Annotated in this window: 24 protein-coding genes; 21 read left to right on the top strand and 3 right to left on the bottom strand. The window is 68.8% G+C overall.

Annotated elements, in window-relative coordinates; genetic code table 11:
- Positions 1-574: 574 nt before the first annotated feature.
- Positions 575-1441, bottom strand: a complete 867-nt coding sequence (locus AC3FKG_RS26415; RefSeq protein ID WP_488744547.1) for an SDR family NAD(P)-dependent oxidoreductase — start codon at positions 1439-1441, stop codon at positions 575-577.
- 236 nt (positions 1442-1677) lie between these two features.
- On the opposite strand from AC3FKG_RS26415, the gene AC3FKG_RS26420 reads away from it, so the two are divergent.
- The 3 genes from AC3FKG_RS26420 to AC3FKG_RS26430 are packed head-to-tail and all read left to right on the top strand — an operon-like array spanning position 1678 to position 3735.
- Positions 1678-2097, top strand: coding sequence for a nuclear transport factor 2 family protein (locus AC3FKG_RS26420; protein ID WP_483712107.1), 420 nt, complete (start codon positions 1678-1680; stop codon positions 2095-2097).
- Entirely contained in the window at positions 2094-2951 is an 858-nt protein-coding gene (locus tag AC3FKG_RS26425) for an SDR family NAD(P)-dependent oxidoreductase (protein WP_488744548.1), read from the top strand. Before AC3FKG_RS26420 ends, AC3FKG_RS26425 begins: the two co-directional genes overlap by 4 nt.
- A 25-nt stretch (positions 2952-2976) precedes the next feature.
- Complete coding sequence (locus tag AC3FKG_RS26430) at positions 2977-3735, top strand: SDR family oxidoreductase (RefSeq protein WP_488744549.1); 759 nt, start codon at positions 2977-2979, stop codon at positions 3733-3735.
- Between the two features lie 45 nt (positions 3736-3780).
- Here AC3FKG_RS26430 and AC3FKG_RS26435 read toward each other — a convergent pair whose 3' ends face one another.
- A complete protein-coding gene (locus AC3FKG_RS26435; RefSeq protein WP_488744550.1) occupies positions 3781-4680 on the bottom strand; it encodes an NAD-dependent epimerase/dehydratase family protein in 900 nt (299 codons plus the stop codon).
- A 41-nt stretch (positions 4681-4721) separates the two neighbouring features.
- Positions 4722-5552 carry an SDR family NAD(P)-dependent oxidoreductase gene (locus AC3FKG_RS26440; RefSeq protein ID WP_483712103.1) on the bottom strand — a complete coding sequence of 277 codons (831 nt, stop codon included), beginning with the start codon at positions 5550-5552 and terminating at the stop codon, positions 4722-4724.
- Between the two features lie 200 nt (positions 5553-5752).
- Here AC3FKG_RS26440 and AC3FKG_RS26445 point away from each other — a divergent pair, with 200 nt between their 5' ends.
- The 18 genes from AC3FKG_RS26445 (at position 5753) to AC3FKG_RS26530 (ending at position 25529) form a co-directional block, all read left to right on the top strand.
- Complete coding sequence (locus AC3FKG_RS26445) at positions 5753-6940, top strand: helix-turn-helix transcriptional regulator (protein WP_488744551.1); 1188 nt, start codon at positions 5753-5755, stop codon at positions 6938-6940.
- 411 nt (positions 6941-7351) lie between these two features.
- Positions 7352-8248, top strand: a complete 897-nt coding sequence (locus AC3FKG_RS26450; RefSeq protein ID WP_483712101.1) for a VOC family protein — start codon at positions 7352-7354, stop codon at positions 8246-8248.
- 26 nt (positions 8249-8274) lie between these two features.
- A complete protein-coding gene (locus AC3FKG_RS26455; protein WP_488744552.1) occupies positions 8275-9165 on the top strand; it encodes a CoA transferase subunit A in 891 nt (296 codons plus the stop codon).
- Positions 9166-9200: 35 nt separating this feature from the next.
- On the top strand, positions 9201-10001 hold the full coding sequence (locus tag AC3FKG_RS26460) for a CoA-transferase subunit beta (protein WP_483712099.1): 801 nt from the start codon (positions 9201-9203) through the stop codon (positions 9999-10001).
- Between the two features lie 7 nt (positions 10002-10008).
- On the top strand, positions 10009-10908 hold the full coding sequence (locus AC3FKG_RS26465) for an enoyl-CoA hydratase (protein ID WP_483712098.1): 900 nt from the start codon (positions 10009-10011) through the stop codon (positions 10906-10908).
- A complete protein-coding gene (locus AC3FKG_RS26470; RefSeq protein WP_488744553.1) occupies positions 10905-11987 on the top strand; it encodes an NAD(P)H-dependent flavin oxidoreductase in 1083 nt (360 codons plus the stop codon). The genes AC3FKG_RS26465 and AC3FKG_RS26470 overlap by 4 nt, the downstream gene beginning before the upstream one ends.
- Before the next feature lie 19 nt (positions 11988-12006).
- Positions 12007-12807 (top strand): enoyl-CoA hydratase family protein, encoded by an 801-nt coding sequence (locus AC3FKG_RS26475; protein WP_488744554.1) that lies wholly within the window; start codon positions 12007-12009, stop codon positions 12805-12807.
- Positions 12797-13963, top strand: a complete 1167-nt coding sequence (locus AC3FKG_RS26480; protein WP_488744555.1) for an acyl-CoA dehydrogenase family protein — start codon at positions 12797-12799, stop codon at positions 13961-13963. The genes AC3FKG_RS26475 and AC3FKG_RS26480 overlap by 11 nt, the downstream gene beginning before the upstream one ends.
- 30 nt (positions 13964-13993) lie before the next feature.
- The gene (locus tag AC3FKG_RS26485; protein ID WP_483712094.1) at positions 13994-15061 is read left to right on the top strand and encodes an acyl-CoA dehydrogenase family protein; all 1068 of its coding nucleotides are present in this window, start codon (positions 13994-13996) and stop codon (positions 15059-15061) included.
- Between the two features lie 20 nt (positions 15062-15081).
- Positions 15082-16233 (top strand): acetyl-CoA C-acetyltransferase, encoded by a 1152-nt coding sequence (locus AC3FKG_RS26490; RefSeq protein WP_483712093.1) that lies wholly within the window; start codon positions 15082-15084, stop codon positions 16231-16233.
- Between the two features lie 10 nt (positions 16234-16243).
- Entirely contained in the window at positions 16244-17119 is an 876-nt protein-coding gene (locus tag AC3FKG_RS26495; protein WP_483712092.1) for an SDR family oxidoreductase, read from the top strand.
- 11 nt (positions 17120-17130) lie between these two features.
- The gene (locus AC3FKG_RS26500; RefSeq protein WP_488744556.1) at positions 17131-18306 is read left to right on the top strand and encodes an acyl-CoA dehydrogenase family protein; all 1176 of its coding nucleotides are present in this window, start codon (positions 17131-17133) and stop codon (positions 18304-18306) included.
- On the top strand, positions 18293-19495 hold the full coding sequence (locus tag AC3FKG_RS26505) for an acyl-CoA dehydrogenase family protein (RefSeq protein WP_488744557.1): 1203 nt from the start codon (positions 18293-18295) through the stop codon (positions 19493-19495). Before AC3FKG_RS26500 ends, AC3FKG_RS26505 begins: the two co-directional genes overlap by 14 nt.
- Positions 19492-20295, top strand: a complete 804-nt coding sequence (locus AC3FKG_RS26510; RefSeq protein ID WP_483712089.1) for an SDR family oxidoreductase — start codon at positions 19492-19494, stop codon at positions 20293-20295. Before AC3FKG_RS26505 ends, AC3FKG_RS26510 begins: the two co-directional genes overlap by 4 nt.
- A 10-nt stretch (positions 20296-20305) precedes the next feature.
- Positions 20306-20761, top strand: a complete 456-nt coding sequence (locus tag AC3FKG_RS26515) for a MaoC family dehydratase (RefSeq protein WP_483712088.1) — start codon at positions 20306-20308, stop codon at positions 20759-20761.
- A gap of 16 nt (positions 20762-20777) precedes the next feature.
- The gene (locus AC3FKG_RS26520; protein WP_483712087.1) at positions 20778-21980 is read left to right on the top strand and encodes an acetyl-CoA C-acyltransferase; all 1203 of its coding nucleotides are present in this window, start codon (positions 20778-20780) and stop codon (positions 21978-21980) included.
- A gap of 116 nt (positions 21981-22096) precedes the next feature.
- Positions 22097-23059 carry a WD40/YVTN/BNR-like repeat-containing protein gene (locus AC3FKG_RS26525; protein ID WP_488744558.1) on the top strand — a complete coding sequence of 321 codons (963 nt, stop codon included), beginning with the start codon at positions 22097-22099 and terminating at the stop codon, positions 23057-23059.
- Between the two features lie 28 nt (positions 23060-23087).
- The gene (locus AC3FKG_RS26530) at positions 23088-25529 is read left to right on the top strand and encodes an efflux RND transporter permease subunit (protein ID WP_488744559.1); all 2442 of its coding nucleotides are present in this window, start codon (positions 23088-23090) and stop codon (positions 25527-25529) included.
- Positions 25530-25553: the final 24 nt, after the last annotated feature.

Consider the following 25553-nt stretch of genomic DNA (forward strand, 5'->3'; position numbering starts at 1 on the left):
CACTAGTCGGCAGGCGGGACGACATCAACGGCGCAGAGGCTGGTGCTTCTGTCTCTTCTCTTCCCTTCTCTTCCCTCGGTTTTCACTGAGTGCGCGCAGCGCAGCCGTAGGCGTCCTACCGATGGCGGGGTTAGGAGGAGCCACCAAGTAATCCGGGTTCGCTCGTCTGACGTGTCTATCCTGATCATCTACGCGGCAGGCAGTGTGGCTATGCCCTGTACCGTCTTCACCACCACGGGCCGTTCGTCGACCACGAAAACGCGTTTTTGGTTACTTTTGTCGCGAGACAAAAGTAACTCGCCGGCTACGCCGGCGAAACAGCCGCGCCTGCCAAGAGCGATAACTCCCACTCAATCAAAACCCTGCCGGCTACGCCGGCGAAACAGCCACGCCCGCCAAGAGCGATAACTCCCACTCAATCAAAACCCTGCCGGCCACGCCGGCGAACCAGCAGCGCCCGCCAAGAGCAAAAACTCCCACTCAATCAAAACCCTGCCGGCCACGCCAGCGAACCAGCAGCGCCTGCCAGGAGCAAAAAACTCAGCCCACTCCGGCAAGCCCCTCCAATCCCCCTCTACTCCACAATCGCCGGATGCACCCCCGGCGGCCCCCCCAATGCCTGCCGGTACGAAGGCGGCTGCACCCCCTCCGCATCAACAATCCCATACCCCATCGCCGCTTCCGCCACGATCAGCACCTGGCCCGACTTTTCCATCAGGCCAGGATCGCGATACAGCGCGTCAATGACCTTCCCGGTGAACTCCGGAGTCTCCGCCACCGGCGCAAACGACGCGTACTTGTCCGGATGCTGCTCCCACACCCGCAGCGTGCGCGCGGTGCGCAGCGGCCCCATCCACAACGAAACCGCCGCAACCCCATGTGGACGCAGGTCAACCGCCATGTCATGCGCGAATTTGTCTATCCCCGCCTTCTGCGCACCATAAGCCGGCCCGTGCATATAGCAATTGGCACCGAAGGAAGACGTAAAGACAATCAACCCCCGCCCGCGCGCTGCCATCATCGGCGCTGCATGCCAGCTCGCCACGTAGCCTGAACGCAAGCCTACGTCCAGAATCCCGGTCATCTCCAGCGGCTTCTGCCAGAACGGCCCCGGCATGATGAGTTCGTCATGCAGGAAGGTGGCGTTGTTGACGAGGATGTCGATCTGCCCCGCCTCCTCGCGCACGCGCGCAAACAGCTGTGCCACCTGCGCATCGTCCCGATGGTCGCACGCGACCGCGATGCCGCGGCCGCCCAGCGCATCGATCTCGCGTGCCGTGGCGTGGATAGTGCCGGGCAGCGACGCGCTGCCTTCCTGCTCGGTGCGCCCGGTCACGTACACCGTGGCGCCGGCCGCGCCAAGCGCCAGCGCGATGCCCTTGCCGGCCCCGCGCGATCCGCCCGTGACGACCGCGACGATGGCCTGTTCCGCCTGCTTCATGTCTGTCTCCTGTATCAGTGATGAGCGGGCGACATTCGGACTGCCCGCGCTCGCTAAAGCTTGGGGCGGCCGTCGCCCGGGTACATCCTTCGTTCGGACTAAGCGGTACCACGGGCGGCTACTCCACGCGGACGATGGCCGCCGGCGCGGCAAGGCTGACGATGTCTGCCATCCCAACGGCCGGCCAGGCGCTCAGCAATGGCGCCGCCGGTCATAACCAAGGAGTGAGCCTGGCCATGTCCGAACTGGAACACAAGCAAGCCATTCACGCGCTGACCTGCCGCTATGCGCAGGCGGTGGACCGGCGCGATTTCCCAAGCCTGGCGGAACTGTTTACGCCCGATGCCCGGCTGACCGGGCCGGGCTTCCGCCTGGACGGACCGCAGGCGATTGCCGGCGGCATGTCGGCAATCGGCCAGTACAGCGCCACGCAGCACCACGTGCACCAGCAACTGGTGACGCTCGATGGCGATACCGCGACCGGCGAGACTTACTGCGTCGCCAACCACCTGTATGAGCAGGACGGCGTGCAGCGCAAGCTCGACTGGGGCATCCGCTACCAGGACCGTTTCGAGCGGTCGCTGGGGCAGTGGCGCATCGCATCGCGCGAACTGGTGGTGGACTGGACGCAGGACCTGCCGCTGCGGGGGGCATGATGACGAACGCTCGTGTACTGGAAGGCAAGACAGCCCTCGTCACCGGCGGTGCCGGTGGCATCGGCGCGGCCAGCGCGCTGGCGCTTCTGCGCGATGGCGCGGCGGTGGTGCTGATGGGCCGGCGCCGCGAAGCGCTGGAAGCGGCACGGCGCGACCTGCTCGCGCAAGTGTCCGGCGCCACGATCGCCATCAGCGCCGGCGACGCTTGCCGCGAGGACGACGTGCAGGCTGCGCTCCGCCAGGCGTGGGCGCTCGAGCGCCGCCTCGACATCGTCGTGGCGACCGTCGGCGGCGGCGGCTTTCGTCCCATGCTGATGCATGACTCGGCGTCACTGATGGCGGAGCTGGAGCTCAATATCGCCAGCGCGTTCCTGGCCGTGCGCCACGCCTCGCCGCTGATGGCGCCGCATGGCGGCTCGATCGTCTGCATCTCGTCGAACGCGGCGCGCATGACCTGCCGCTGGCTGTCGGTGTACTGCGCCGCCAAGGCGGGCCTCGAAGCCTTCGTGCGCGGCGCGGCCGAGGAACTGGCCGGATGCGGCATCCGCGTCAATGCGGTGCGCCCCGGGCTGACCCGCTCCGGAGCCACCGGGCCGATGTTCGACAATCCGGCCATCCTCGACAAGTTCGTGGCCCAGATGCCCCTGGGCCGCGCCGGCGAGCCGGACGATATCGCCAGTGCCGTGCGCTACCTGGCCGGGCCGGAATCGGGCTGGGTCACCGGCCAGAGCCTCGCCGTCGATGGCGGCAGCGAGCTGCGCGGCAATCCCATCCTCGATGAAACCGTGGCGGCGATATATGGCGAAGCGGCACTGCGCGCGGTGCTGGCCGGCACGATTCCCGACGCGGCGTGAAGCAGGCTATCCAAGGAGAGAAACGATGAATCAGGTCAAGGGCAAGGTCGCGCTGATCACCGGCGCGGCCAGTGGGGTGGGGCGCGCCGATGCGCTACTGCTGGCGGCGGAAGGCGCGCGCGTGGTACTCGGCGATGTCGACGAGGACGCCGGGCGCGCGCTCGCGCGCGAGATCGGCGATGCGGCACTGTTCGTCCGCCACGACATCGCCAGTGAAGATGACTGGCGCCAGGCGCTGGCCGCCACGCTGGACCGCTTCGGCCGGCTCGACGTGCTGGTCAACAATGCGGCCATCTGTCCGCTGGGATCGGTCGAGGAGACCTCGCTCGACTGCTGGCGGCAGGTCTTGCGCGTCAATGCCGACGGCTATTTCCTCGGCTGCAAGTTTGGCGTGCAGGCGATGAAGGGCAATCCGGGCGGCGGCTCCATCATCGTGATGTCGTCGGTGGCGGCGCTGGGCGGCTTGCCGATGATGTGCGCGTACAGCGGCGCGAAAGGTGCCGTGACAGCGCTCACGCGCAGCGTGGCCGTGCACTGCAAGCGCAATGGCTACCGCATCCGCTGCAATTCCATCCACCCCGATGGCATCTGGACGCCGATGACGCAGGCACTGGTGCCCGACCTGGACCCGGTGGCGCTGGGTATCGGCACGGACCCGATGGCGCGCATGTGCGAGCCGGAGGATGTGGCCAACCTGGTGCTGTTCCTGGCATCGGATGCGTCGCGCTTCATCAATGGCGCGGAACTGCGCATCGATAACGCGCAGTTGATCTCCGGGCTGTAAGGCCGGGTGCGGCGGCCCGCTTGCGCGGACCGCCGCTGTGCCCGCTTACTGGTACTGCGCCACGATCTCGCTCACCGTGCGCAGGATGTCGCGGCGGCGATAGCCGAGCAGGGCGGTCTCGGCCGCGTCCGGCTCGTAGTAGAGCGTGTTGCCACGGCCGAAGCAGATCGCCGAATCAGGCAGCAACGGATGCTCCTGGTCGATGACCGGCGGCACCGGACGGCCCGCATCCCGAAAGAACGCGCCGAAGTAGTCCTGGAAGCTCAGGTTCTCGTCGCCGACGAGATAGGCCTTGCCGTTCTCGCCGCGCAACAAGGCACCTTCGATCGCCTCCGACAGCGACATGGCCGAGATGAAATTGACGCCGCCCGGCGGCGCGAAGTCCGGCATCGGCGCAAAGCCGCCCCTGGCGTAGTCGGTATAAGCCTTGAACATCGGGACCGTCAGGCCCGGCACCGTGCCCACGACGAACGGGGCATTGACGCTGCTGACGCGGAACGCATCCGTCGCCAGCGCCCGCACGCCTTCGTCGGCCAGCTTGCGCGAGCGGATGTACGGGTTGTCCTCGACCAGGCGCGGTGCCGCCTGCGGATAGAAGCTGCCGACATGCACTGCGACGCGGATGCCGGCATCGCGCGCGGCGCGGAAGAAGCGCGGCACGCCTTCGACGTTGGCGCGCTCCCAGTGTGCGGCTTCGTCGCCGCCGGGCGGCACGTGGCGCACATCGTTGCCGGCGGCGAATACCAGCGCATCGAAGGCACCGAGCTGCGCCGCGAGGAGGTCATTGGCGATGTAGTCGCAGCGCAGGAAGTCCAGTTCGCCCAGCGGGGTGCCGGACGCGGGGCGGTTGCGGCCGGCGACGGTGACTTCGTGTCCGCGGCTGCGCAGGTGCAGGGCCGCGTGGCCCCCGATCATGCCGGCGCCGCCGACGATCAGAATCTTCATGCTTGTCTCCTTGGTGGGATGGTGTGGCCGCGTGGCGGCCATCAGAGGTTCATGCCGTTGCCGCCGATGACCGGCATGTTGGTCCACGCGCCCTTGGGGTCGCGGTACCAGCCTGCGGCGGCCAGCGCGCCGCCGTTGACATGCAGCGCCGTGCCGGTGATCCACGCGGCGCGCGGGCTGGCCAGGAACAGGATGCCGTCGGCAATGTCCCGTGCCGTGCCGAAGCGGCCCAGCGGGATCCAGCGCGGGATATGGTGCTGATGCTCCGCTGCGACCATCTGCGACACGGGAACTTGCGGGGTTTCGGTGGTCTCGGGGGCGATCAGGTTGACGCGGATGCCCGCCGGCGCCAGCTCCAGCGCCAGGCTCTGCGTGAAGCCGGTAATGGCGGCCTTGAAGGCACCGTAGACGCTGCAGTAAGGAATGCCGCGGAACGCTTCGATCGACGACACGCTGACGATGCTGCCGTCCGCACTGCGTCGCAGCAGCGGCAGCATGGCGCGCGTGACGGTGAAGACGTGGCCGAGGTTGGCGGCGTAGAGACTGGCGATCTCGTCGTCGGTGTAGTGCTCGAACGGCTTGGCGATGCGCAGGAAATCGCCGACGTTGTTGACCAGCACGTCGAGCCGCCCGAAGCGCTGCTCGATCTGCGTGGCGGCATTGCGTATGGTGCCGGCATCGGCGGCGTCGCCCTGTACCACCAGCACGTCCGCGCCGGCCTTGCCCAGCAGCGTGTGGGCATGGTCGGCGCGCTGCGCGTCGATCTCGATGATCGCCACGCGCGCGCCCTGATCCAGAAAGGCTTGCGCGGTGGCGAGCCCGATGCCGGCGCCGCCGCCAGTGACCAGCACGGTCTTGTCGGTGAAATCCATCTCGGTTGCTCTCCTTCGGTTGCACTGCGGGAATGCGGGCATTTGATCCGCGGAGGCTGGGACGGACATCGTCCGATTGCAGGTCAGGGAAAACACCGAGGACCGTCCATGGTCGGGCAGCGTCCCTATAATCTGCGCTGCCCCCAGGTGCCGCAGAGCGCCGGCGGGTACACACGTGGTGTGGAATCAGGAGACAAAGTATGTTGATGGCGACCGTTGGGGCGCAGGAAATGGCGTCGCCCTTGCTTGCGCAGTCGGGCTTGAGCGTCACGCAATTCGGCGCGCTGCTGGCCGCGGTCTATGAAGGGCCGATGGAACCCGTGCCCTGGGGGCACGCGCTTGAAATGCTGCGCAAGCAACTTGACGCCAGCTATGTGAGCTTTATCCTGCGCTCGCCCGCCAGTGACCGCAGCGGCCTGGCGGTGCATGCTTCGGAGCACGGTACCTCGCTGGAGGCGGAGGCGTCGTACAACAGCTACTACTACGCGATCGATCCCTTTATCAACCTGCCCACCGACCGGGCGGTGACGGTAGACGAGGCGCTGGGAGCCGGCAACTGGTGCCGCAGCGAGATCTACCGCCAGTTCCTGCAGCCGCTCGGCGTCCGCTACCTGCTGGGCGCGGATATCCGCACCGACGATGGCGTGGAGTGCCGCCTGCGCATCTGCCGCCAGGTCGACGCAGAGGATTTCTCCGAAGTCGACAAGGCGACCTGCGGGGCCATCCTGCCGCACCTGAAGCGCGCGATCCGGCTGCATTCCCGGCTCGATGTGGTCGAATCGGAGCGCTCGCTCTATGCGGGCGCGATCGACCGCATGCTGGTGGGCATGGTGATCCTCGACGCCGCGGGCAAGATACTCAAGAAGAATGCGGAGGCCGACGAGATCCTGGCGGATAACGACGGCATCCGCCTGAACGGGAACACCTTCGAGATTGCCTACGCTCAGGAAAGCCGCAAGTTCCAGTACCTGCTGCGCCGCGCGCAACTGGGACACCACGGCACCGAACCGGCGCTGGCGGAAGCCATGTCGATCACCCGACCGTCGGGGCGCGGCAAGCTAGGCGTGCTGATCCGCACCATTCCGCTGAGCGAATGGTCGGAGGAGAACCGGCACCGGCCCGCCTGCGCGGTCTTTATCCGCGATCCCGAGCGCAAGTCGCGCGCCTCGCACGAGGTGGTGCGCAAGCTGTTCGACCTCACGCCCGCCGAAACCGCGCTGGCACTGGTGCTTGCCGACGGCATGACGCTCGAAGAAGCCGCCGAGGCACTTGGCACCAGCAAGAACACGGCACGTGCCCACCTGCGCTCGATCTTCTCCAAGACGGGAGTGACGCGGCAGGCCACGCTGGTGCGCATGCTGCTGAGCAGTGTCGTGACGCTCGGCTGAACGCCGCCGCGCGGTACCACGGCAGGCCGATCGGCGGATGAGCGCTGCCGTCCGCGCGCCCGGCAGGCGAGGAGCATTGCATGCGTCCGCCTCGTCACGGAACCCCCGCCGATCGGCGATACACGCTTCCCGGCCGCGCCAGGCGAGCGCGCGCCCGGCATTGCGCGACTGGCCTTCCTGAGGCGGCCGCCCCACCCCAGCGCAACGTCCAGACCATGATAGGGGGCCGCCAGCGCCTCATCGACGTCGACAGGATCCTCGCGGTTCCGGCCAGCCGGTACCTCGTCCGCCGCGCCAGCGCCTGAATCCGGCACCGGATCGGCTAGTCCCACTGGACGATGTGCCGGGTAGCCGTGCACGGAAGAATAGGTCTCATCAGCCAGCAGTGGCAACGAACCTGAGGAGACCCGCATGTTGGATATCCGTGCGCTTGGCTACATCGTGGTCGAGTCCACCGACCTGGGGCAATGGCGGCAGTATGCGGAGCAGGTGCTCGGCATGACCTGCTCCGGCGCCCCCGGCGGTGCCCTGTACGTGAAGATGGACGAGCGCGACTACCGCTACCTGTTGGTGCCGGGCGCGCGCGACCGCTACCTGGCATCCGGGTGGGAACTGGCCGACGAGCTGGCCTACCGGCACGCGCTCGAGACGCTGCGCCAGGCCAGCGTGGAAGTCGTGCATGCCAGCGCCGCGGAAGTGGCGCAGCGCCGCGTGCAGGCCATGGCATGGTTCACCGATCCGTCGGGCAACCGCCACGAGATCTCCTGGGGCATGCGTTCGGACTTCCTGCGCTTTGTCTCGCCGGTCGGCGTGCCCCGCTTCATCACCGATCCGATGGGCGCGGGCCATGCCGTGCTGCCGGCACCGGCATTCGACGAGACCTACGCCTTCCTGCGTGACGTGATGGGTTTCGGCCTGTCCGACATCTTCCGCGTGCGCTTTACCAGCGATCCCAACGAGCCGGAAAAGCGCATCCATTTCATGCACTGCGCCAACGGCCGCCACCATAGCCTGGCGATCTTCGAGATGCCTTCCGAGGCCGGCTGCATCCACGTGATGGCCGAAGTGCCGGACATGGCCGAGGTAGGCCGTGCGCTTGATCGCGTGCAGCAGCACGGCGTGAAGCTGTCCGCCACGCTGGGCCAGCACTGCAACGACCGCATGACCTCGTTCTACATGAAGACCCCCGGGGGCTTCGACCTCGAATACGGCCATGGCGGCCTGGTGGTGGACTGGGGCCACCACGCCGCCTACGAAGCCACGCGCGTGAGCCTGTGGGGACACGACTTCAGCATCGGATACCGCTAAAGAGCGCCAAACACCGCTACAACGCCATGACCAAGACTATCGACAAGACCATGAGCGCGGCCGACGTGGTCGGCCAGCTCCACGATGGCATGACCATCGGTATCGGCGGCTGGGGCCCGCGCCGCAAGCCGATGGCGCTGGTGCGCGAGATCCTGCGCTCGCCGCTGAAAGACCTGACCGTGGTCGGCTACGGCGGCCCCGAAGTGGGCATGCTGTGCGCGGCCGGCAAGGTGCGCCGTCTGGTATTCGGCTTCGTCTCGCTCGACGTGAATCCGCTCGAGCCCTACTTCCGCCAGGCGCGCGAGCGCGGCCTGCTGGAGGTAACCGAACTCGATGAAGGCATGCTGCAACTCGGCCTGCGCGCGGCTGCCGCGCGCCTGCCGTTCCTGCCGACGCGCTCCGCGCTGGGCACCGACGTGCTGGCGAAGAACCCGCAGCTGAAAACGGTGCGCTCGCCCTATGCCGACGGCGAGGTGCTGGTGGCGATGCCCGCCATCGCGCTCGACGCCGCGCTGCTGCATGTGAACGAGAGCGACGTGCTTGGCAATACCCGCATCGACGGCCCCGATCCGTTCTTCGACGAATGGTTCGCGCGCGCTGCGCAGCGCTGCTACGTGAGCTGCGAAACGCTGCACCCCCGCCTCGAGGAAGTAGACCTTGCACACGCTCGCAACAACCCGTTCGAACGCTCGCTGGTGACGGGCGTGGTGCACGCGCCCGCCGGTGCCCATCCCACTTCCTGCGCGCCCGCGTATGGCTGGGACCTGCCCGCGCTGAAGGCGTACTGCGCCAGTGCCGAGGCCGACGACGGTTTCCGCAAGTATCGCGATGAGGTGGTGGGCGCCAGCGAGGCGGCCTACCTGGAGCGCATCGGCGGCCTCGGCCACGTGCATGACCTGCCGCTGCCCGTCCTTTGAACCGCCGTTTGAACCCGCCAACCCAAGGAGCGACCGTGAGCGCCACTTATGAATTCACCCGCGCGGAGCTGATGATCGCCGCCGCCGCCCGCGCCTGGACCGACGACGGCGAAGTGCTGGCCACCGGTATCGGCACCGGCCCGCGCATCGCCGCCGGCCTGGCGCGGCTTGCGCACAACCCGGGCCTGCTGATGACCGACGGCGAAGCCTATTTGGTCGAGACGCCGGTGCCGCTGGGCCCGCGCGAGCCCGGCTACAAGGTACGCGCCAGCGGCTGGATGGGCTATTCGCGCGTGTTCGACTGCCTGTGGGGCGGCCGCCGCCACGCGCTGGTGATGCCGACCCAGATCGACCGCTTCGGCCAGGCCAATATCTCGTGCCTGGGCGGCACGCATGCGCAGCCCAAGACCCAGCTGCTGGGCGCGCGCGGCTTTCCCGGCAACAGCATCAACCACGCCAATTCCTTCTTCGTGCCCGGGCACAGCACGCGCGCGTTCGTCGGCGGCGAAGTCGACATGGTCTGCAGCGCCGGCTACAACCCGGCGCGCCAGATCGAAGGCATGCGCAGCTTCGTCGACCTGCGCGTGATCGTCACCGACCTGTGCGTGATGGACTTCGGCGGACCTGACCATGCGATCCGCGTGCGCTCGCTGCACCCGGGCGTGAGCCTCGAGCAGGTGCAGGCGGCCACCGGCTTTGCGCTGGCCAATGCCGCCGGCGAAGCCTTGCCGCAAACCGCGCCGCCGACGGCCGAGGAACTGCGGCTGATCGCTCTGCTCGATCCGCACAACCTGCGCGCCACGATCGTGCGCGGCAACCCTTCCGGACGCGCCTGAGACCGACATGACAACGCCAGCCATCGAACCCACCGAAGCCGTTGCCCTGGGGCCCAACGCCGAGGTGCTCTACAGCGTCGCGGACGGCATCGCCACCGTGACCATGAACCGGCCGCAGTACCACAACGCGCAGAACTCGAAGATGACGTATGCGCTGGACGAGGCCTACCGGCGCGCTGCCGCCGACGACGCGGTCAAGGTGATCGTGCTGCGGGGCGCCGGCAAGCATTTCTCGGCCGGGCACGACATCGGCACGCCGGGGCGCGACATCAACGAATCGTTCGAGCGTGCCTCGCTCTGGTATGACCACGTCAACAAGCCCGGCGGCGAGTTCCTTTATGCACGCGAGCAGGAGGTCTACCTGGGCATGTGCCGGCGCTGGCGCGAACTGCCCAAGCCCACGATCGCGATGGTGCACGGCGCATGCGTTGCCGGCGGGCTGATGCTGGCCTGGGTGTGCGACCTGATCGTGGCCTCGGACGATGCCTTCTTCGCCGATCCCGTGGTGCGCATGGGTATTCCCGGCGTGGAGTACTTCGCGCATCCATACGAGCTGCACCCGCGCATCGCCAAGGAATTCCTGTTCCTGGGCGAGCGCATGGGCGCCGAGCGCGCCGAGCGCATGGGCATGGTCAACCGCGTGGTGCCGCGTGAAGCGCTGGAGGAGTCGGTCTACGGCATGGCAGCCAAGGTCGCGCAGATGCCGCGGCTGGGCCTGACGCTGACCAAGCAGGCGATCAACCATGTGGAAGACCTGCAGGGCAAGCGCACGGCGATGGACGCGGTGTTTGCCTGGCACCACTTCGCCCATGCGCACAACGAACTGGTCAGCGGCGACAAGCTCGGCGGCTATGACGCGCGTGCTATGGCGGCCTCGCAACGCACCGGCGGCGAGGACAAGGCATGAGTAACACGAGCCTGCACACCGTGCTGTGCGACCTGCTGGGCTGCCGCTATCCCATCGTCCAGACGGCGATGGGCTGGGTGGCGGACGCGAAGCTGGTCGCGGCCAGCGCCAACGCCGGAGCGTTCGGCTTCCTGGCCGGCGCAACGATCCCGCCCGGCGAGGTCGAGCGCGAGATCCTGCGGGTCCGCGCGCTCAGCGACCGGCCGTTTGGCATCAACTTCCACATGTTCCAGACCAACGCGGACGAAGTCATCGAGATGGCGATCCGTCACCGGCTGCGCGCGGTCAGCTACGGCCGTGGGCCGGACGCGAAGATGGTCGGCCGGCTCAAGGCGGCGGGCATCGTTTGCATGCCGACGGTCGGCGCAGCGAAGCACGCGGCCAAGGCGGTCGAACTGGGCGCGGATGTGGTTACGGTGCAAGGCGGCGAGGGCGGCGGGCATACCGGCGGCACGCCGACGACCTTGCTGCTGCCACAGGTGCTGGACAGCGTCAGCGTCCCCGTGGTGGCGGCTGGCGGTTTCTACGACGGCCGCGGGCTGGCCGCGGCGCTGGCATACGGCGCGGCCGGCGTGGCCATGGGCACGCGTTTCCTGATGTCGGCCGAGTCGCCGGTGCCGGCGCAGACGCTGGAGCGCTACGTCAAGGTGCGCGACCCGGGCCAGATCCGCGTGTCGCTGGCCATCGACGGGCTGCCGCAGCGGATGATCGACAACCCCTTGCTGCTTGAACTGGAGAAGGCAGGTCCCTTGCGGCGCACCTGGCTGGCGCTCGCGGCCGCGCGCAAATGGCAGGCGCGCACCGGTATGCGCAGCGCGCAGATGCTGGCCACCGCCTGGCGCGCCATGCGCGAGCAGGACTACAGCGCCGCGCAGACGCTGATGGCCGCCAACGCGCCGGTGCTGATCCAGCGCGCGATGGTGGAGGGCTGCCCGGACGAGGGCGTGCTGCCCAGCGGCCAGGCTGCCGCCGCCATCGGCTCGATCGAATCGTGCGAGCAGATCGTGTCCGGCATTGCCGCGCAGGCGCAGGCACGGCTTGCGGCGCTGGCGGGGACCGCACTGGCTGCAGCGGCCTGATCTAGAGACAGAGGAAACCATGCAAACGAATCACAAGACCGGGCCTTTCCGTATCGACACCGCCGATGGCATTGCCGAACTGGTGATCGACCATCCGCCCGTCAACGCGCTCGACAACGCCGGCTGGCACGCGCTGGCCGCCGCCATCGACCGCCTCGGCGCCGACCCCGCCGTGCGCGTGATCGTGCTGCGCGGCGAAGGCCGTGGCTTTTGCGCGGGCGTCGACATCAAGGAGCTGTCGGCGCACCCGGAGCGCATCGTTGACGTCAACGCCGGCAACTACGCCACCTTCCGCGCTGTGCACCGCAATCCCAAGCCAGTGATCGTGGCCGTGCACGGCTTCGTGCTGGGCGGCGGCATCGGCATCTGCGGCGCGGCCGACATCATCGTGGCGTCGGAGTGCGCGCGCTTTGGCGTGCCCGAGATCGACCGTGGAGCGATGGGCGGCGGCGCGCACCTGCAGCGCATGTTCGGCGTGCAGAAGGTCAGGGCGATGTACTTCACCGGCGAGATGATCGATGCCGCCGAGGCCTACCGCCTTGGCGCGGTCGAGCGAGTGGTGTCCCGCGCTGGGCTGCGCGACGCCGCCATGACCCTGGCCCGCCAGATTGCGGCCAAGAGCCCGGCCATGCTGCAGCTGGCCAAGGAAGCGCTCAACGGCGTGGAAGACGGCAACCTCGAGGACAAGTACCGCTGGGAGCAGGGCTTCACGCTGCAGGCCTATATGAGCGCGGACTCCGGCGAGGCACGCGCCGCCTTCGTCGAAGGCCGCGAAGCTGCGTTCGCGGGTTCTGCACAAGGGGCGCGCAATGCAGCTTGAATACACCGACGCCCAGCGCACGTTCCGCGCCGAGGTGCGCGACTGGATGGCCGCGCACGTGCCGCGCACGCCGCTGGCCAGCTTCGATACCGAGGAGGGCTTTGCCCAGCACCGCGCGTGGGAAGCCACGCTCAACCAGGGACGCTGGAGCATGGTCACGTGGCCGGCCGAACTGGGCGGCCGCGGGTGCGACCTGATCGAGTGGCTGATCTTCGAGGAAGAGTACTGGCGCGCCGGCGCGCCGATGCGCGTCAACCAGAACGGCATCTTCCTGCTCGGGCCCACGCTGATGGAGTTCGGCACCGAGGCGCAGAAGGCGCGCTTCCTGCCGCGCATGGCCTCGGGCGAGCATATCTGGGCGCAGGGCTGGTCCGAGCCGAACGCCGGCTCCGACATGGCCGCGATCCGCTGCAGCGCGATCCGCGATGGCGATGACTATGTGATCAACGGCCAGAAGATCTGGTCGACGCGCGCGGTGTGGGCGGACTGGCTGTTCGGGCTGTTCCGCACCGATCCGACCTCGACGCGCCACCACGGGCTCACCTTCGTGCTGGTGCCGCTGAATACGCCGGGCATCACCGTGCGCCCGATCCGCCAGCTCAACGGGCAGACCGGCTTTGCCGAGATCTTCTTCGACGACGTGCGCGTGCCGGTGGAGAACCGCCTGGCCGCCGAAGGTGCGGGCTGGCAGGTGGCGATGGCGACGGCCGGATTCGAGCGCGGCCTGATGCTGCGTTCGCCTGCGCGCTTCCAGGAAACCGCGCGTGCGCTGGTCAAGCTGTACCAGGCCAACCGCGAGGCGGCGGACCGCGACCCCTCGCTGCGCGACGCGGTGTTGCGCGCATGGATGGACGCCGAGGCCTACACGCTGTCCACCTACGCCACCGCCAGCCGGCTGGTGCGCGGCGGCCATATCGGCGCGGAGTCGAGCACGAACAAGGTGTTCTGGTCCGAACTGGACATCCATATGCACGACACCGCGCTGGCCATCCTCGGGCAGGCGGCGGAAGTCGCGCCCGCTGGCCAGCCGCCTGGTTCGCTCGGGCACTGGCTGGACGGGTTCCTGTTCTCGCAGGCCGGGCCGATCTATGCAGGCACCAACGAGATCCAGCGCAATATCGTCGCCGAGCGCCTGCTCGGCATGCCGCGCGCATAGCGAAGCATCAGGGCACCCGGGGGAAACACGATGGATTTCACACTGACTGAAGACCAGGAACAGTTCGCCGAGGCGATCCGGCGCTTCCTGATGACAGAGATGACGCCGGAACTGACGCGCGAACTCTGGAACACCGACACGGGCCGCTCCGATGCGCTGTGGCGCCAGCTTGCCGACCAGGGACTGGCCGGCCTGATGGTGCCGCAGGAGCAGGGTGGACTGGCGCTGGGAGAGGTGGAGTGGGCGCCGCTGGCGCAGGCATGCGGCTATTTCGCACTGCCCGAGCCCTTGCTCGACACCGCGCTGGTGGCGGCCGGGCTGCTGCGCGATGCCCTGGCCGTCGCTCCACATGCGTCGGCGCGCGAGCGCTGCGCGACGTTGCTTGAGCGCATTGCCTCGGGCGATGCCCGCGTGGCGGTCGCGCATCCGCAGGAGCGGCTGGTGGCCGACGCCCATGTCGCCGACGCCATCCTGTGCGCTCACGAAGGCGCTGTCCACCTGCTGCGGCAGGACCAGGTCACGCTGACGGCGCGTACCGCGCTCGATCCTTCGCGCCGGCTGTTCGAGCTGGCGTGGACGCCGACCGCGGAGACGGAACTGATCCCCGCCGGCACCGGCCTGTGGGACATGGCGCTGAACCGCGGTGCGCTCGGCGTGGCCGCGCAGCAGCTGGGGCTGACGCAGCGCATGCTCGACCTGGCGATCGACTACAGCGCGCAGCGCAAGCAGTTCGGCAAAGCCATCGGCGGCTACCAGGCAGTCAAGCATTTGCTGGCCGACGTGGCGATCCAGCTTGAGTTCGCCAAGCCGGTGCTGCTGCGCGCCGCGGCCGCGCTCGCGCATGGCCTGCCCGATGCGGGCTTGCACGTTTCACATGCCCGCGTAGCGGCTGCGCGCTGTGCGTGGACCGCGGCGCGCCAGGCTATCCAGGTGCATGGCGCGATGGGCTACACCTGGGAACTGGACCTGCAGATCTTCACCAAGCGGGCCTGGGCGCTGGCGGGAAGCTGGGGCGACCGCGCTTTCCACAAGGCACGCGTGGGCGCGCACATCCTGGATGGCGCATACGACATCGGCGCCGGAGCGACCTTCGCCTGAATCCAAAGAGAGCAATGAACATGAAAGACGCCTATATCGTTGATGCCCTGCGCACGCCCACCGGGCGCCGCAAGGGCGGACTGTCGCACATGCACGGGGCCGACCTGGGCGGCTTCGTGCTGGCCGAGCTGGTGCGCCGCAACGGCATTCCGGCAGAGGATTACGACGACGTGGTGTTCGGCTGCGTCGACACCATCGGGCCGTTGGCTGGCAATATCGCGCGCAGCGCATGGCTGGCCGCTGGATTGCCGCTGACCGTGCCGGGCGTGACCGTGGACCGCCAGTGCGGCTCCTCACAACAGGCCGTGCATTTTGCTGCGCAGGCGGTGATGAGCGGCACGCAGGACGTGGTGATCGCCGGCGGCGTGCAGACCATGACGCAGATCCCGATCTCGTCGGCCATGCTGGCCGGGCAGGCACTGGGCTTTGCCGACCCGTTCTCGGGCAGCAAGGGCTGGCAGGCGCGCTTCGGCGATGCGCCGGTATCGCAGTTCCACGCCGCGCAGCGCATTGCCGACCACTGGAAGCTGTCGCGCGAGGCCATGGAAGCCTATGCGCTGGAAAGCCACCAGCGCGCGGCCGCGGCGATCGAAGGCGGCCGCTTCACGCGCGAGATCGTGCCGTGCGAAGGCGTGACGAAGGACGAGACGCCGCGCCCCGATACCACGCTGGCGAAGATGGCCACGCTGGAACCGCTGATGCCGGGCAGTGCGCTGACGGCGGCGGTGTCCAGCCAGACCGCCGATGCGGCTGCCGCGCTGCTGATCGTCTCGGAGGATGCGCTCAAGCGCTACCAGCTCACGCCGCGCGCGCGCATCGCGCATATGAGCGTGCTGGGCGACGACCCGCTGTGGATGCTGACCGCGCCGATTCCGGCGACGAAGCGCGCGCTGGAACGCAGCGGCCTGCGCCTGTCGGACATCGACGTGGTCGAGATCAACGAGGCCTTTGCCTCGGTGGCGATGGCGTGGCTGGCCGAGACCGGCTACGCGCCCGAGCGCACCAACCCCAACGGCGGCGCCATCGCGCTGGGCCACCCGCTCGGCGCCACCGGCGCGCGCCTGATGACCACGCTGCTGCACGAACTGGAACGCACCGGTGGCCGCTATGGCCTGCAGACCATGTGCGAAGGCGGCGGCCTGGCCAACGTCACCATCATCGAACGGCTGTAAGGAGAGCGCCATGGGAATCTGCGACGGACGCACCGTCATCATCACCGGCGCCGGCGGCGGGCTGGGCCGTGCCTATGCGCTGGCATTCGGCGCCGAGGGCGCCAATGTCGTCGTCAACGACATCCGGCGCGAAGCGGCCGAGGCGGTCTGCGCGGAAGTCCGCGCGGCCGGCGGCACCGCGCTGGCCAGCGATGACGACATCACGCAACTGGCCACCGCGCAGCGCATCGTCGATGCCGCGGTCGAAGCCTTCGGCGAGGTACACGTGCTGGTCAACAACGCCGGCATCTGTCGCGACCGCATGTTCCTCAGCCTCACCGAGGCCGACTGGGACGATGTGATGCGCGTCCACCTGCGCGGCCACTTCTGCCTGGCCAACCTGCTGGCCAAACGGTGGCGCGACGCGGCCAAGGCCGGGCGCGCCGTCGACGCGCGCATTATCAACACCAGTTCGGGCGCCGGCCTGCAAGGTTCGGTCGGGCAGTCCAACTACGCCACGGCCAAGGCGGGCATTGCCGCGCTGACGCTGGTGCAGGCAGCGGAACTGGGCCGCTACGGCATTACCGCCAACGCGCTGGCGCCGGCCGCGCGCACCGGCATGACCGAGCAGGTCTTCGCCGACATGATGAAGGCGCCGGAGGGCGGCTTCGACTACTACGATCCGGCCAACGTCGCGCCGCTGGTGGTGTGGCTGGGCAGTGCGGACTCGGCGCAGGTCACCGGGCGCATGTTCGAGGCGGCCGGCGGCATGGTGTCCATGGCCGACGGCTGGCGCACCGGGCCGAAGGCCGACAAGGGCGCACGCTGGCAGCCGGCGGAAGTCGGCGCGGCGGTGGCCGGACTGCTGGCGCAGGCGCAGCCGCCCCAGCCGGTCTACGGAACCTGAGCGCGACGGCCATGGATTTCTCCATTTCTGTCGAACAGCAGATGGTCCGCGACAGCGCGCGCGACTACCTCGCCACGCATAGCGATTCGGCGGCGGTGCGGCGCGTGACCGAGGCCGGGCCGGCACACGACGACGCGCTGTGGCGCGCGATCGCGGGCGAACTCGGCTGGTGCGGCATCGCGCTCCCGGAAGCCGTGGGCGGTGCTGGCCTGGGCGCGCCCGGGCTGGTGCTGCTGCAGGAGCAACTGGGCCAGCGCCTGGCCTGCGTGCCGTTCTGGTCCACGGCCTGCGTCGCGGCGCCGTGGCTGCAGGGCAGCGTCGCGCACAGCGCGCCATGGCTGGAACGGCTGGCGGTTGGCGAGTGCCGTGCCGCCGCCGTGCTGCCGGGCGACGGCGGATGGCACTACGACGGGGTTGCCATCACTGCGCAGGCAAGCGCGGACGGATTCGCACTGGGCGGCGGCGCCGCGCAGGTCGCCGACGCCGCTGGCGCCGACTGGCTGCTGGTGCCGGCCCGGCTTGAAGACGGCACACCCGCGCTGTTCCTGCTGGAACCTGGCGCGCTGGCGGAAGATGCGCGATTCACACTGGCCGCGCTCGACACGCTCGACCGTACGCGCCCGCTGGCCTCGATGCGGCTGGACGGCCTGGCCGTACCGGCAAGTGCCTGCCTGGCACGTGGCGACGCCGCGGCGCAAGGCCTGGCGCAGGCGTGGTGGCACGGCAAGCTGATGCTGGCGGCGGAGCAGCTCGGCGCGGCCCAGCAGTGCCTGGACCTGACCGTCGCCTACGCATCGGAGCGCATCCAGTTCGGCCGCGCCATCGCCTCGTTCCAGGCGGTCAAGCACCGCTGCGCGCAGATGATGGTGCTGGTCGAGGCGGCGCGCTCGGCAGTGTATGGCGCGGCGCAGGCATGGGAAGCCGCTGACATGGCGGATGCCCGGATTGAAATCGCCGCCGCCGCCGTCGCCGCCGACGAAGCGCTGCGCTTCGGCGCGCAGGAGGCCATCCAGCTGCATGGCGGCGTCGGCTTCACCTGGGAATACGACCCCCAGCTCTATTTCAAGCGGGCGCAGGCCGCCAGCCACTGGCTGGGCGGTGCGGGTGCCGCGCTCGCCTACCTGGCCGATTTCGTCGATACGCCGATAGCGGCTCGCAAGACTGGAGGACAGCATGACCTCGCATGAAGAGTCGGCATTCCGCGCCGAGGTGGCCCAATGGATGGCCACCAACCTGGCCGGTGAATTCGCCTGCCTGAAACACCGCGGCGGTCCCGGCGATGAAGATGCCTTCCCCGAGCTGCGCAAGGCGTGGGAACGGCGCCTGGCCGAAGGCGGCTGGACCGGCCTGGGGTGGCCGCGCGCGCATGGCGGACGTGATCTGCCGGTGATGCAGCAGGTGATCTTCCACGAGGAATACGCGCGCGCCGGCGGCCCGGGCCGCATGGGCCATATCGGCGAGGGCCTGATCGGTCCGACGCTGATCGCCTTCGGCACCGAGGACCAGAAGGCGCGCCTGCTGCCCGGCATCCGCAACGGCACCACGTTCTGGTGCCAGGGCTATTCGGAACCCGGCGCGGGCTCGGACCTGGCCAATGTGCGCACGCGCGCGGTACGCGATGCCGCCAGCGGCGACTGGCTGGTCAGCGGCCAGAAGGTGTGGACGTCCCTCGCACACGATTCGGACTGGATCTTCGTGCTGGCGCGCTGCGAGCCTGGCTCGCGCGGCAGCAAGGGGCTGGTCTTCCTGATGCTGCCGCTGGACCAGCCCGGCATCGAGATCCGCCCGATCCGGCAGATGGGCGGTGGCGCCGAGTTCAACGAGGTGTTCTTCGACGGCGCGCGCGCCGCGGGCGCCGACGTGCTGGGCGAGCCCGGCGACGGGTGGCGCATCGCCATGGCGCTGCTGGGCTTCGAACGCGGCATTTCCACGCTGGGCCAGCAGATGCAGTTCACGCATGAGCTGGAGTGGGTGGCGCAGACCGCGCGCGACAACGGCAGCAGCCGCGACGCACTGGTGCGCCAGCGCATCGCGCGCGCCTGGGCCGGACTGCGCGTGATGCGCGCCAACGCGCTGCGCATGCTGGCTGGCGCGGCGCAGGCCGGCCAGGACGGTGGCACCGCGTTGCAGCGCGAGGCGCTGATCTACAAGTACTACTGGTCCAACTGGCACCGCGACCTGGGCCAGCTTGCGCTGGACGTGCTGGGCCCGCTGGCCAATGTGCTGGATGCCAGCGACGCGCGCCGCACGCGCCTGCAGCAGATGGCGCTGTTCTCGCGCGCCGACACCATCTACGCCGGCACCAACGAAATCCAGCTCAACATCATCGCCGAACGCGGCCTCGGCATGCCGCGCGAAGCCAGAGGGCAGTCATGACACAGAACTACGAAGCACCGGCCGCGCCGGCCTATGTGCCCGGCCACCAATTGCTCGCGGGCAAGAGCGTCCTGATCACCGCGGCGGCGGGCGCCGGCATCGGCTTTGCCGCCGCGCGCCGCTGTGCGGAAGAGGGGTGCCGCGCGCTGATGATCTCCGACGTCCATCCCAAACGACTGGACGAAGCGGTAGCGCGGCTGCGCGAGGAAACGGGACTGCAGGCAGTCTACGGCCAGCTCTGCGATGTCTCGGACGAAGCGCAGGTGCGCGCACTTGTGGCTGCCGCGGAAGAGGCGCTTGGCGGCACCGACGTGCTGATCAACAACGCCGGGCTGGGCGGCTCGCGGCGCCTAGTTGATATGGACGATGCCGAGTGGTCGCGCGTCATCGATATTTCCCTCACCGGCACCTTCCGCATGACGCGCGCGATGTTGCCGCACATGCAGGCGCGCCGGCGCGGGGCCATCGTCAACAACGCTTCGGTGCTCGGCTGGCGTGCGCAGAAGGAGCAGTCGCACTACGCCGCGGCCAAGGCCGGCGTGATGGCGCTGACGCGCTGCAGCGCGATGGAGGCCGCCGAGTTTGGCGTGCGCATCAATGCGGTGGCGCCCAGCATCGCGCTGCACGACTTCCTGAAGAAGTCGGCGCCGGCAGATTTGCTGCGTCAACTGAGCGAGCGCGAGGCGTTCGGGCGCGCGGCGGAAGTGTGGGAGGTGGCCAATGTGATGGTGTTTCTGGCTAGTGAGTATGCGTCGTACATGACCGGGGAGGTGTTGCCGGTGAGTAGTCAGAGGGCTTGAGGAAACAGCAATGCCAACAATCTTTCGCTCCGCCGCGGACATCCACGCCGCCGTCGGCCAGCGCCTCGGCGAGAGCGCCTGGACCCGCATCACCCAGGACCAGGTCAACCAGTTCGCCGATGCCACCGGCGACCACCAGTGGCTCCATGTCGACCCGGAGCGCGCCGCGCAAGGCCCCTACGGCGGCTGCATTGCCCACGGCTACCTGACGCTGGCCCTGGTCAACCAGTTCCTGCCGGAACTGGTCACCGTCGAAGGCATGAAGTTCGGCGTCAACTACGGCTGCGACAAGGTCCGCTTCCCGGCGGCAGTGCGCGTCGGCGCGCGCGTGCGCGGCGTGGGCGAACTGGTGCGGGCCGAGACCCTGCCGGGCGGCGTGCAATCGGTGGTGCGCATGACGGTGGAGATCGAAGGCGAGGCCAAGCCCGCCTGCGTGGCCGAGACGATCAGCCGCTACTACTTCTGACCAGAGGGAATCGAACATGAATGAAGCAGTCATTGTCGCCGTCGCGCGCACCCCCATCGGCAAGGCCTTCCGCGGCGCGTTCAACGATACCGAAACGCCGTTGCTGGGCGGGCACGTGGTGCGCGCTGTGGTGGAGCGCGCAGGCGTGGACCCGGCCGAGATCGACGACGTGCTGATCGGCGCCGCCGCGCAGCAGGGCACGCAGGGCTACAACCTGGGCCGCCTGTGCGCGGTCGCGGCAGGTCTGCCCGACAGCGTGCCGGGCATGACCATGGACCGCATGTGCGGCTCGGGCCTGATGACGATCGCCGCAGGTGCTCGTGCGATCCAGTGCGGCGAGGCCGACATCATCGTCGCCGGCGGCGCGGAATCGATCTCGCTGACGCAGAACAAGCACAAGAACAGTTTCCGCGCCCAGTCCGAAGCGGTGCTGGCGCGGCAGCCGGCCGCGTATATGGCCATGATCGAGACCGCCGAGGTGGTGGCGCGCCGCTACGGCATCAGCCGTGCCGAGCAGGACGCCTACGCCTGGCGCAGCCAGCAGCGCACGGCCGAGGCGCAGCGGCGCGGCGCGTTCGACGACGAGATCGTGCCGCTGGAAACGCGCCGCGCGCTGTTCGACAAGACCGGGGCACAGACCGGCCACGAGAGCGTGACGCTGGCACAGGACGAATGCAACCGGCCCGATACCACGGCGGCCAGCCTGGCGGCCCTCAAGCCGGTCTGGAGCGGCGGGCAGGCGGTGGCCGAGGGCGAGCACATCACCGCGGGCAATGCCTCGCAGTTGTCCGACGGCGCCGCCGCGGTGCTGCTGATGAGCGCCGACGAAGCGCGCCGCCGCGGCCTGCGTCCGCTGGGCCGCTATCGCGGCATGGCGGTGGCCGGCTGTGCGCCGGACGAAATGGGCATCGGCCCCGTGTTCGCGGTGCCGAAGCTGCTGGCGCGCTACGGCATGACGGTGGCGGACGTCGGGCTGTGGGAGCTGAACGAGGCCTTTGCCTCCCAGGTGCTGTACTGCCAGCAGAAGCTGGGCATCCCGGATGCGCGGCTGAACGTGAACGGCGGCGCGATCTCGGTCGGGCACCCGTTCGGGATGTCGGGCGCCCGTATGACCGCGCACGCGCTGATCGAGGGCCAGCGCCGCGGCGTGCGGCAGGCGGTGGTGACGATGTGCATTGGCGGCGGCATGGGTGCTGCCGCGCTGTTCGACGTCCTGTAAGTAGAACCGGCGGGAAAGCGGCGGCGTTCCAACTTCAAATCGCTGCCGAAAGCAGCGCCCGGCACGGACGGCCCGCCACGAGGCCGCCTGCCACCACTCCAAACGGAGGAGACATCATGAAACGACTGATCGGCATCGCCATGTCGCTGGCCGTGCTGGCCACCGCGGTGTGGGCCTTCGCGCCGCGTCCGCTGCCGCCGTTCCCGGCCACCGCGCTGCGCCCCGACGGCCTGCAGATCAACGGCATCGCCCGCGCCGGCGAACGCCTGGTCGCAGTCGGCGAGCGCGGCAACATCCTGCTCAGCGATGACCAGGGCCGCTACTGGCGACAGGCCGCGGTGGACAAGCCGCAAGGCGCCACGCTGACGCAAGTCGCCTTTGCCGACGGCCGCCAGGGCATCGCGGTCGGCCACAGCGGCCTGATCCTGCGCACCGAAGACGGTGGCGCGCACTGGCAGCAAGTCGCCTTCGACGAACAATCGTCCGACCCGCTGCTTGGCGCACTGGCACAGGCCAGCGGCCCATGGTTCGCAGTGGGCAGCTTCGGCCGGTTCCTGGTCTCGCACGACCAGGGCAGGCATTGGGAAGCCGCCGCCGACAAGGTTATGCAGGACCGCCACCTCAACGCCATCGCCGCCGACCGGCAGGGGCGCCTGATGCTGGTCGGCGAAGCCGGCCTGGTGTTGCGCTCGACCGATGGCGGCAGCCACTGGGAGCCGCTCAAGACCCCCTACGACGGGTCGCTGTACGGCGTGCTGCCGCTGCGCGACGGTACCTGGCTGGCCTTCGGCATGCGCGGCAACGCGCTGCGCAGCGAGGACTTCGGCACCAGCTGGCAGGCCGCGGAAACCGGCCTCAGGACTTCGTTCTTCGGTGGCGCCGAACTGGCCGATGGCCGCATCGTACTGGCCGGGCAGGGCGGCATGCTGGTGATGTCCGCCGATGGCGGGCGCCACTTCGCGGCGCTGCCGGCCGGCAGCCCGCAGACCCTGGCCGCGCTGGTCCCGACCGGCAAGGACACGCTGGCACTCGGCGGCAATGGCGGCCTGGCCGGCGCCACGCTCGCCGCCAATCACTGAACCCGCCCGACCGGACGCGAGAACGATCATGACCCGCCCCCATTCCCCCGGCCGCCTGGGCCGCTTTGTCGACGCCTGCGCCAGCGTGCTGTTGCGCCAGCGCCGCCTGCTGATGTTGCTATGCCTGGCCGTGACCGTGGCGCTTGGCTTCTCCGCCACGCGCCTGCGGCTCGATCCCGGCTTCAACAAGATGATCCCGCTGCAGCACCCGTACATGCAGGTGTTCACCAAGTACGCGAGCACCTTCTCCGGTGCCAATACCGTGCTGGTGAGCCTGCGCTGGAAGGGCGACGGCGATATCTACAACGCCGCCTTCATGGACAAGCTGCGCCACGCCACCGATGAAGTGTTCTTCATCCCCGGCGTGGACCGCTCGCGCGTGTTCTCGCTGTTCACGCCGAACGTGCGCTACACCGAGGTGACCGAAGCGGGCTTTCGCGGCGACGTAGTGGTGCCGGGGCGTTTCTCCGGTGCGCCGGACGAACTCGACAAGGTCCGCCGCAATGTGGCGCGTTCCGGCCAGATCGGCCGGCTGGTCAGCAACGACCTGAAGTCCGCGCTGATCCGCGCGGAGCTGCGCGAGACCGACCCGGCCACCGGCAAGACCATCGACTACGGCTCGGTGGCGCGCCAGCTCGAGAAGATCCGCGCGCAGTTCAGCGGCACCGATGTCGAAGTCAACGTGGTCGGCTTCGCCAAGCTGGTGGGCGATGTCGAGGACGGGATCGCGGGCGTGATGGGCTTCTTCGCACTGGCCTTTGCCGTCACGGCGCTGCTGCTGTGGCTGTACACGCGTTCGCTGCGCATCACGGTGCTGGCATTGGCGGTGGCGCTGCTGCCGGTGTGCTGGCTGTTGGGCCTGCTGCCGCTGCTGGGCTACGGCATCGATCCGATGTCGATCCTGGTGCCGTTCCTGATCTTCTCGATCGGGGTCTCGCATGCGGTGCAGATGACCAACGCCTGGAAGCAGGAGGTGGTGCAGGGGCTCTCTGCACTGGATAGCGCCGGCGCGGCCTTCCGCAAGCTGTTCATTCCAGGCACGGTGGCGTTGCTGACCAATGCGCTGGGCTTCATGGTCATCATGCGCATCGAGATCGATATCGTGCGCGAGCTCGGCATCACCGCCTGCCTGGGCGTGCTGCTGATGATCGTGACCAACAAGGTGTTCCTGCCGATCCTGCTGTCGTACACGCGGCTGGAGCCGTCGGCGCTGGCACGCGCGCAGGTGCAGCGTGCCCAGGCCGGCGGCGGGCTGTGGCGCAGGTTCGGCGCACTGGCGCGTCCGGCGCCCGCACTCGGGGTGTTCGTGGCGGCGCTGGCGCTGCTGGCCGTCGGTGCGATCGAGTCGCGCGGCCTGAAGATCGGCGATGTCGGCACCGGTGCGCCGGAGCTGCGTGCGGATTCCCGCTATAACCGCGACAGCGCGAATATCGTGAGCCAGTACAACATCGGCTCGGATGCGTTGACCGTGGTGGTGGAGCCGACCGGCTTCGACGACGGCTGCCTGCACTACCCGGTGATGAGCGCGGTGGAACGCTTCGAGATGCATATGCGCGGCGTGTCCGGCGTGCAGTCGGTGATCAGCGTGTCGTCGCTGGCCAAGGTGGTGATCGGCGCCTACAACGAGGGCAATCCGCGCTGGGAAGCGCTGCCGCGCAGCAGCGACGGCCTGAGCCAGGGCGCCAAGGCCTATGACCCGGACAACGGCATGAACACGTCCAACTGCCAGGCCATCCAGGTGCTGATTTACACCGCCAACCATGAAGGCGCGACGATTGCGCACATCATCCGGGAGATCCGCCGCTTCAACGCCACCGACAAGACGCCCAACGTGGCGTTCCGCCTGGCCGGCGGCAATATCGGCGTGATGGCGGCCACCAACGAAGCGGTGGAAGAGGCCGAGGTGGCGATGCTGCTGGCGATCTTCGGCGCGATCACGCTGCTGTGCCTGCTGACGTTCCGCTCCTGGCGCGCGGTGCTGTGCATCATCGTGCCGCTGACCCTGGTGTCGGTGCTGTGCAATGCGCTGATGGCGCGGCTCGGCATCGGCCTGAAGGTTTCGACCTTGCCAGTCATCACGCTGGGCGTGGGCGTGGGCGTCGACTATGGCATCTACCTGTACGAGCGCATCCAGCACCAGATCCGCGAAGAAGGGCAGTCCTTGCCGCAGGCCTTCGCCGAGGCCATGCGCCAGCGCGGCTCGGCGGCGCTGTTCACCGCGCTGACAATGTGCATCGGCGTGGGCACCTGGGCCTTTGCCGCGCTCAAGTTCCAGGCCGACATGGGCATCCTGCTGGCCTTCATGTTCCTGGTGAACCTGTTCGGCGCGGTATCCTTGCTGCCGGCGCTGGCGGCGTGGCTGGGTGTGGAGGACGAGGAGCGTGCGCGCGCCGCGGCCAGCACTGCCGCGGTGGCCGCAAGCGGCCAGACAGCAGCGCCGGCGCACGCGCTGAAATCGGACGCGACCTGAGCCACGAAACCGACACCGGAGAGA

This window comes from Cupriavidus sp. 22TCCZM04-2 (assembly GCF_057798895.1).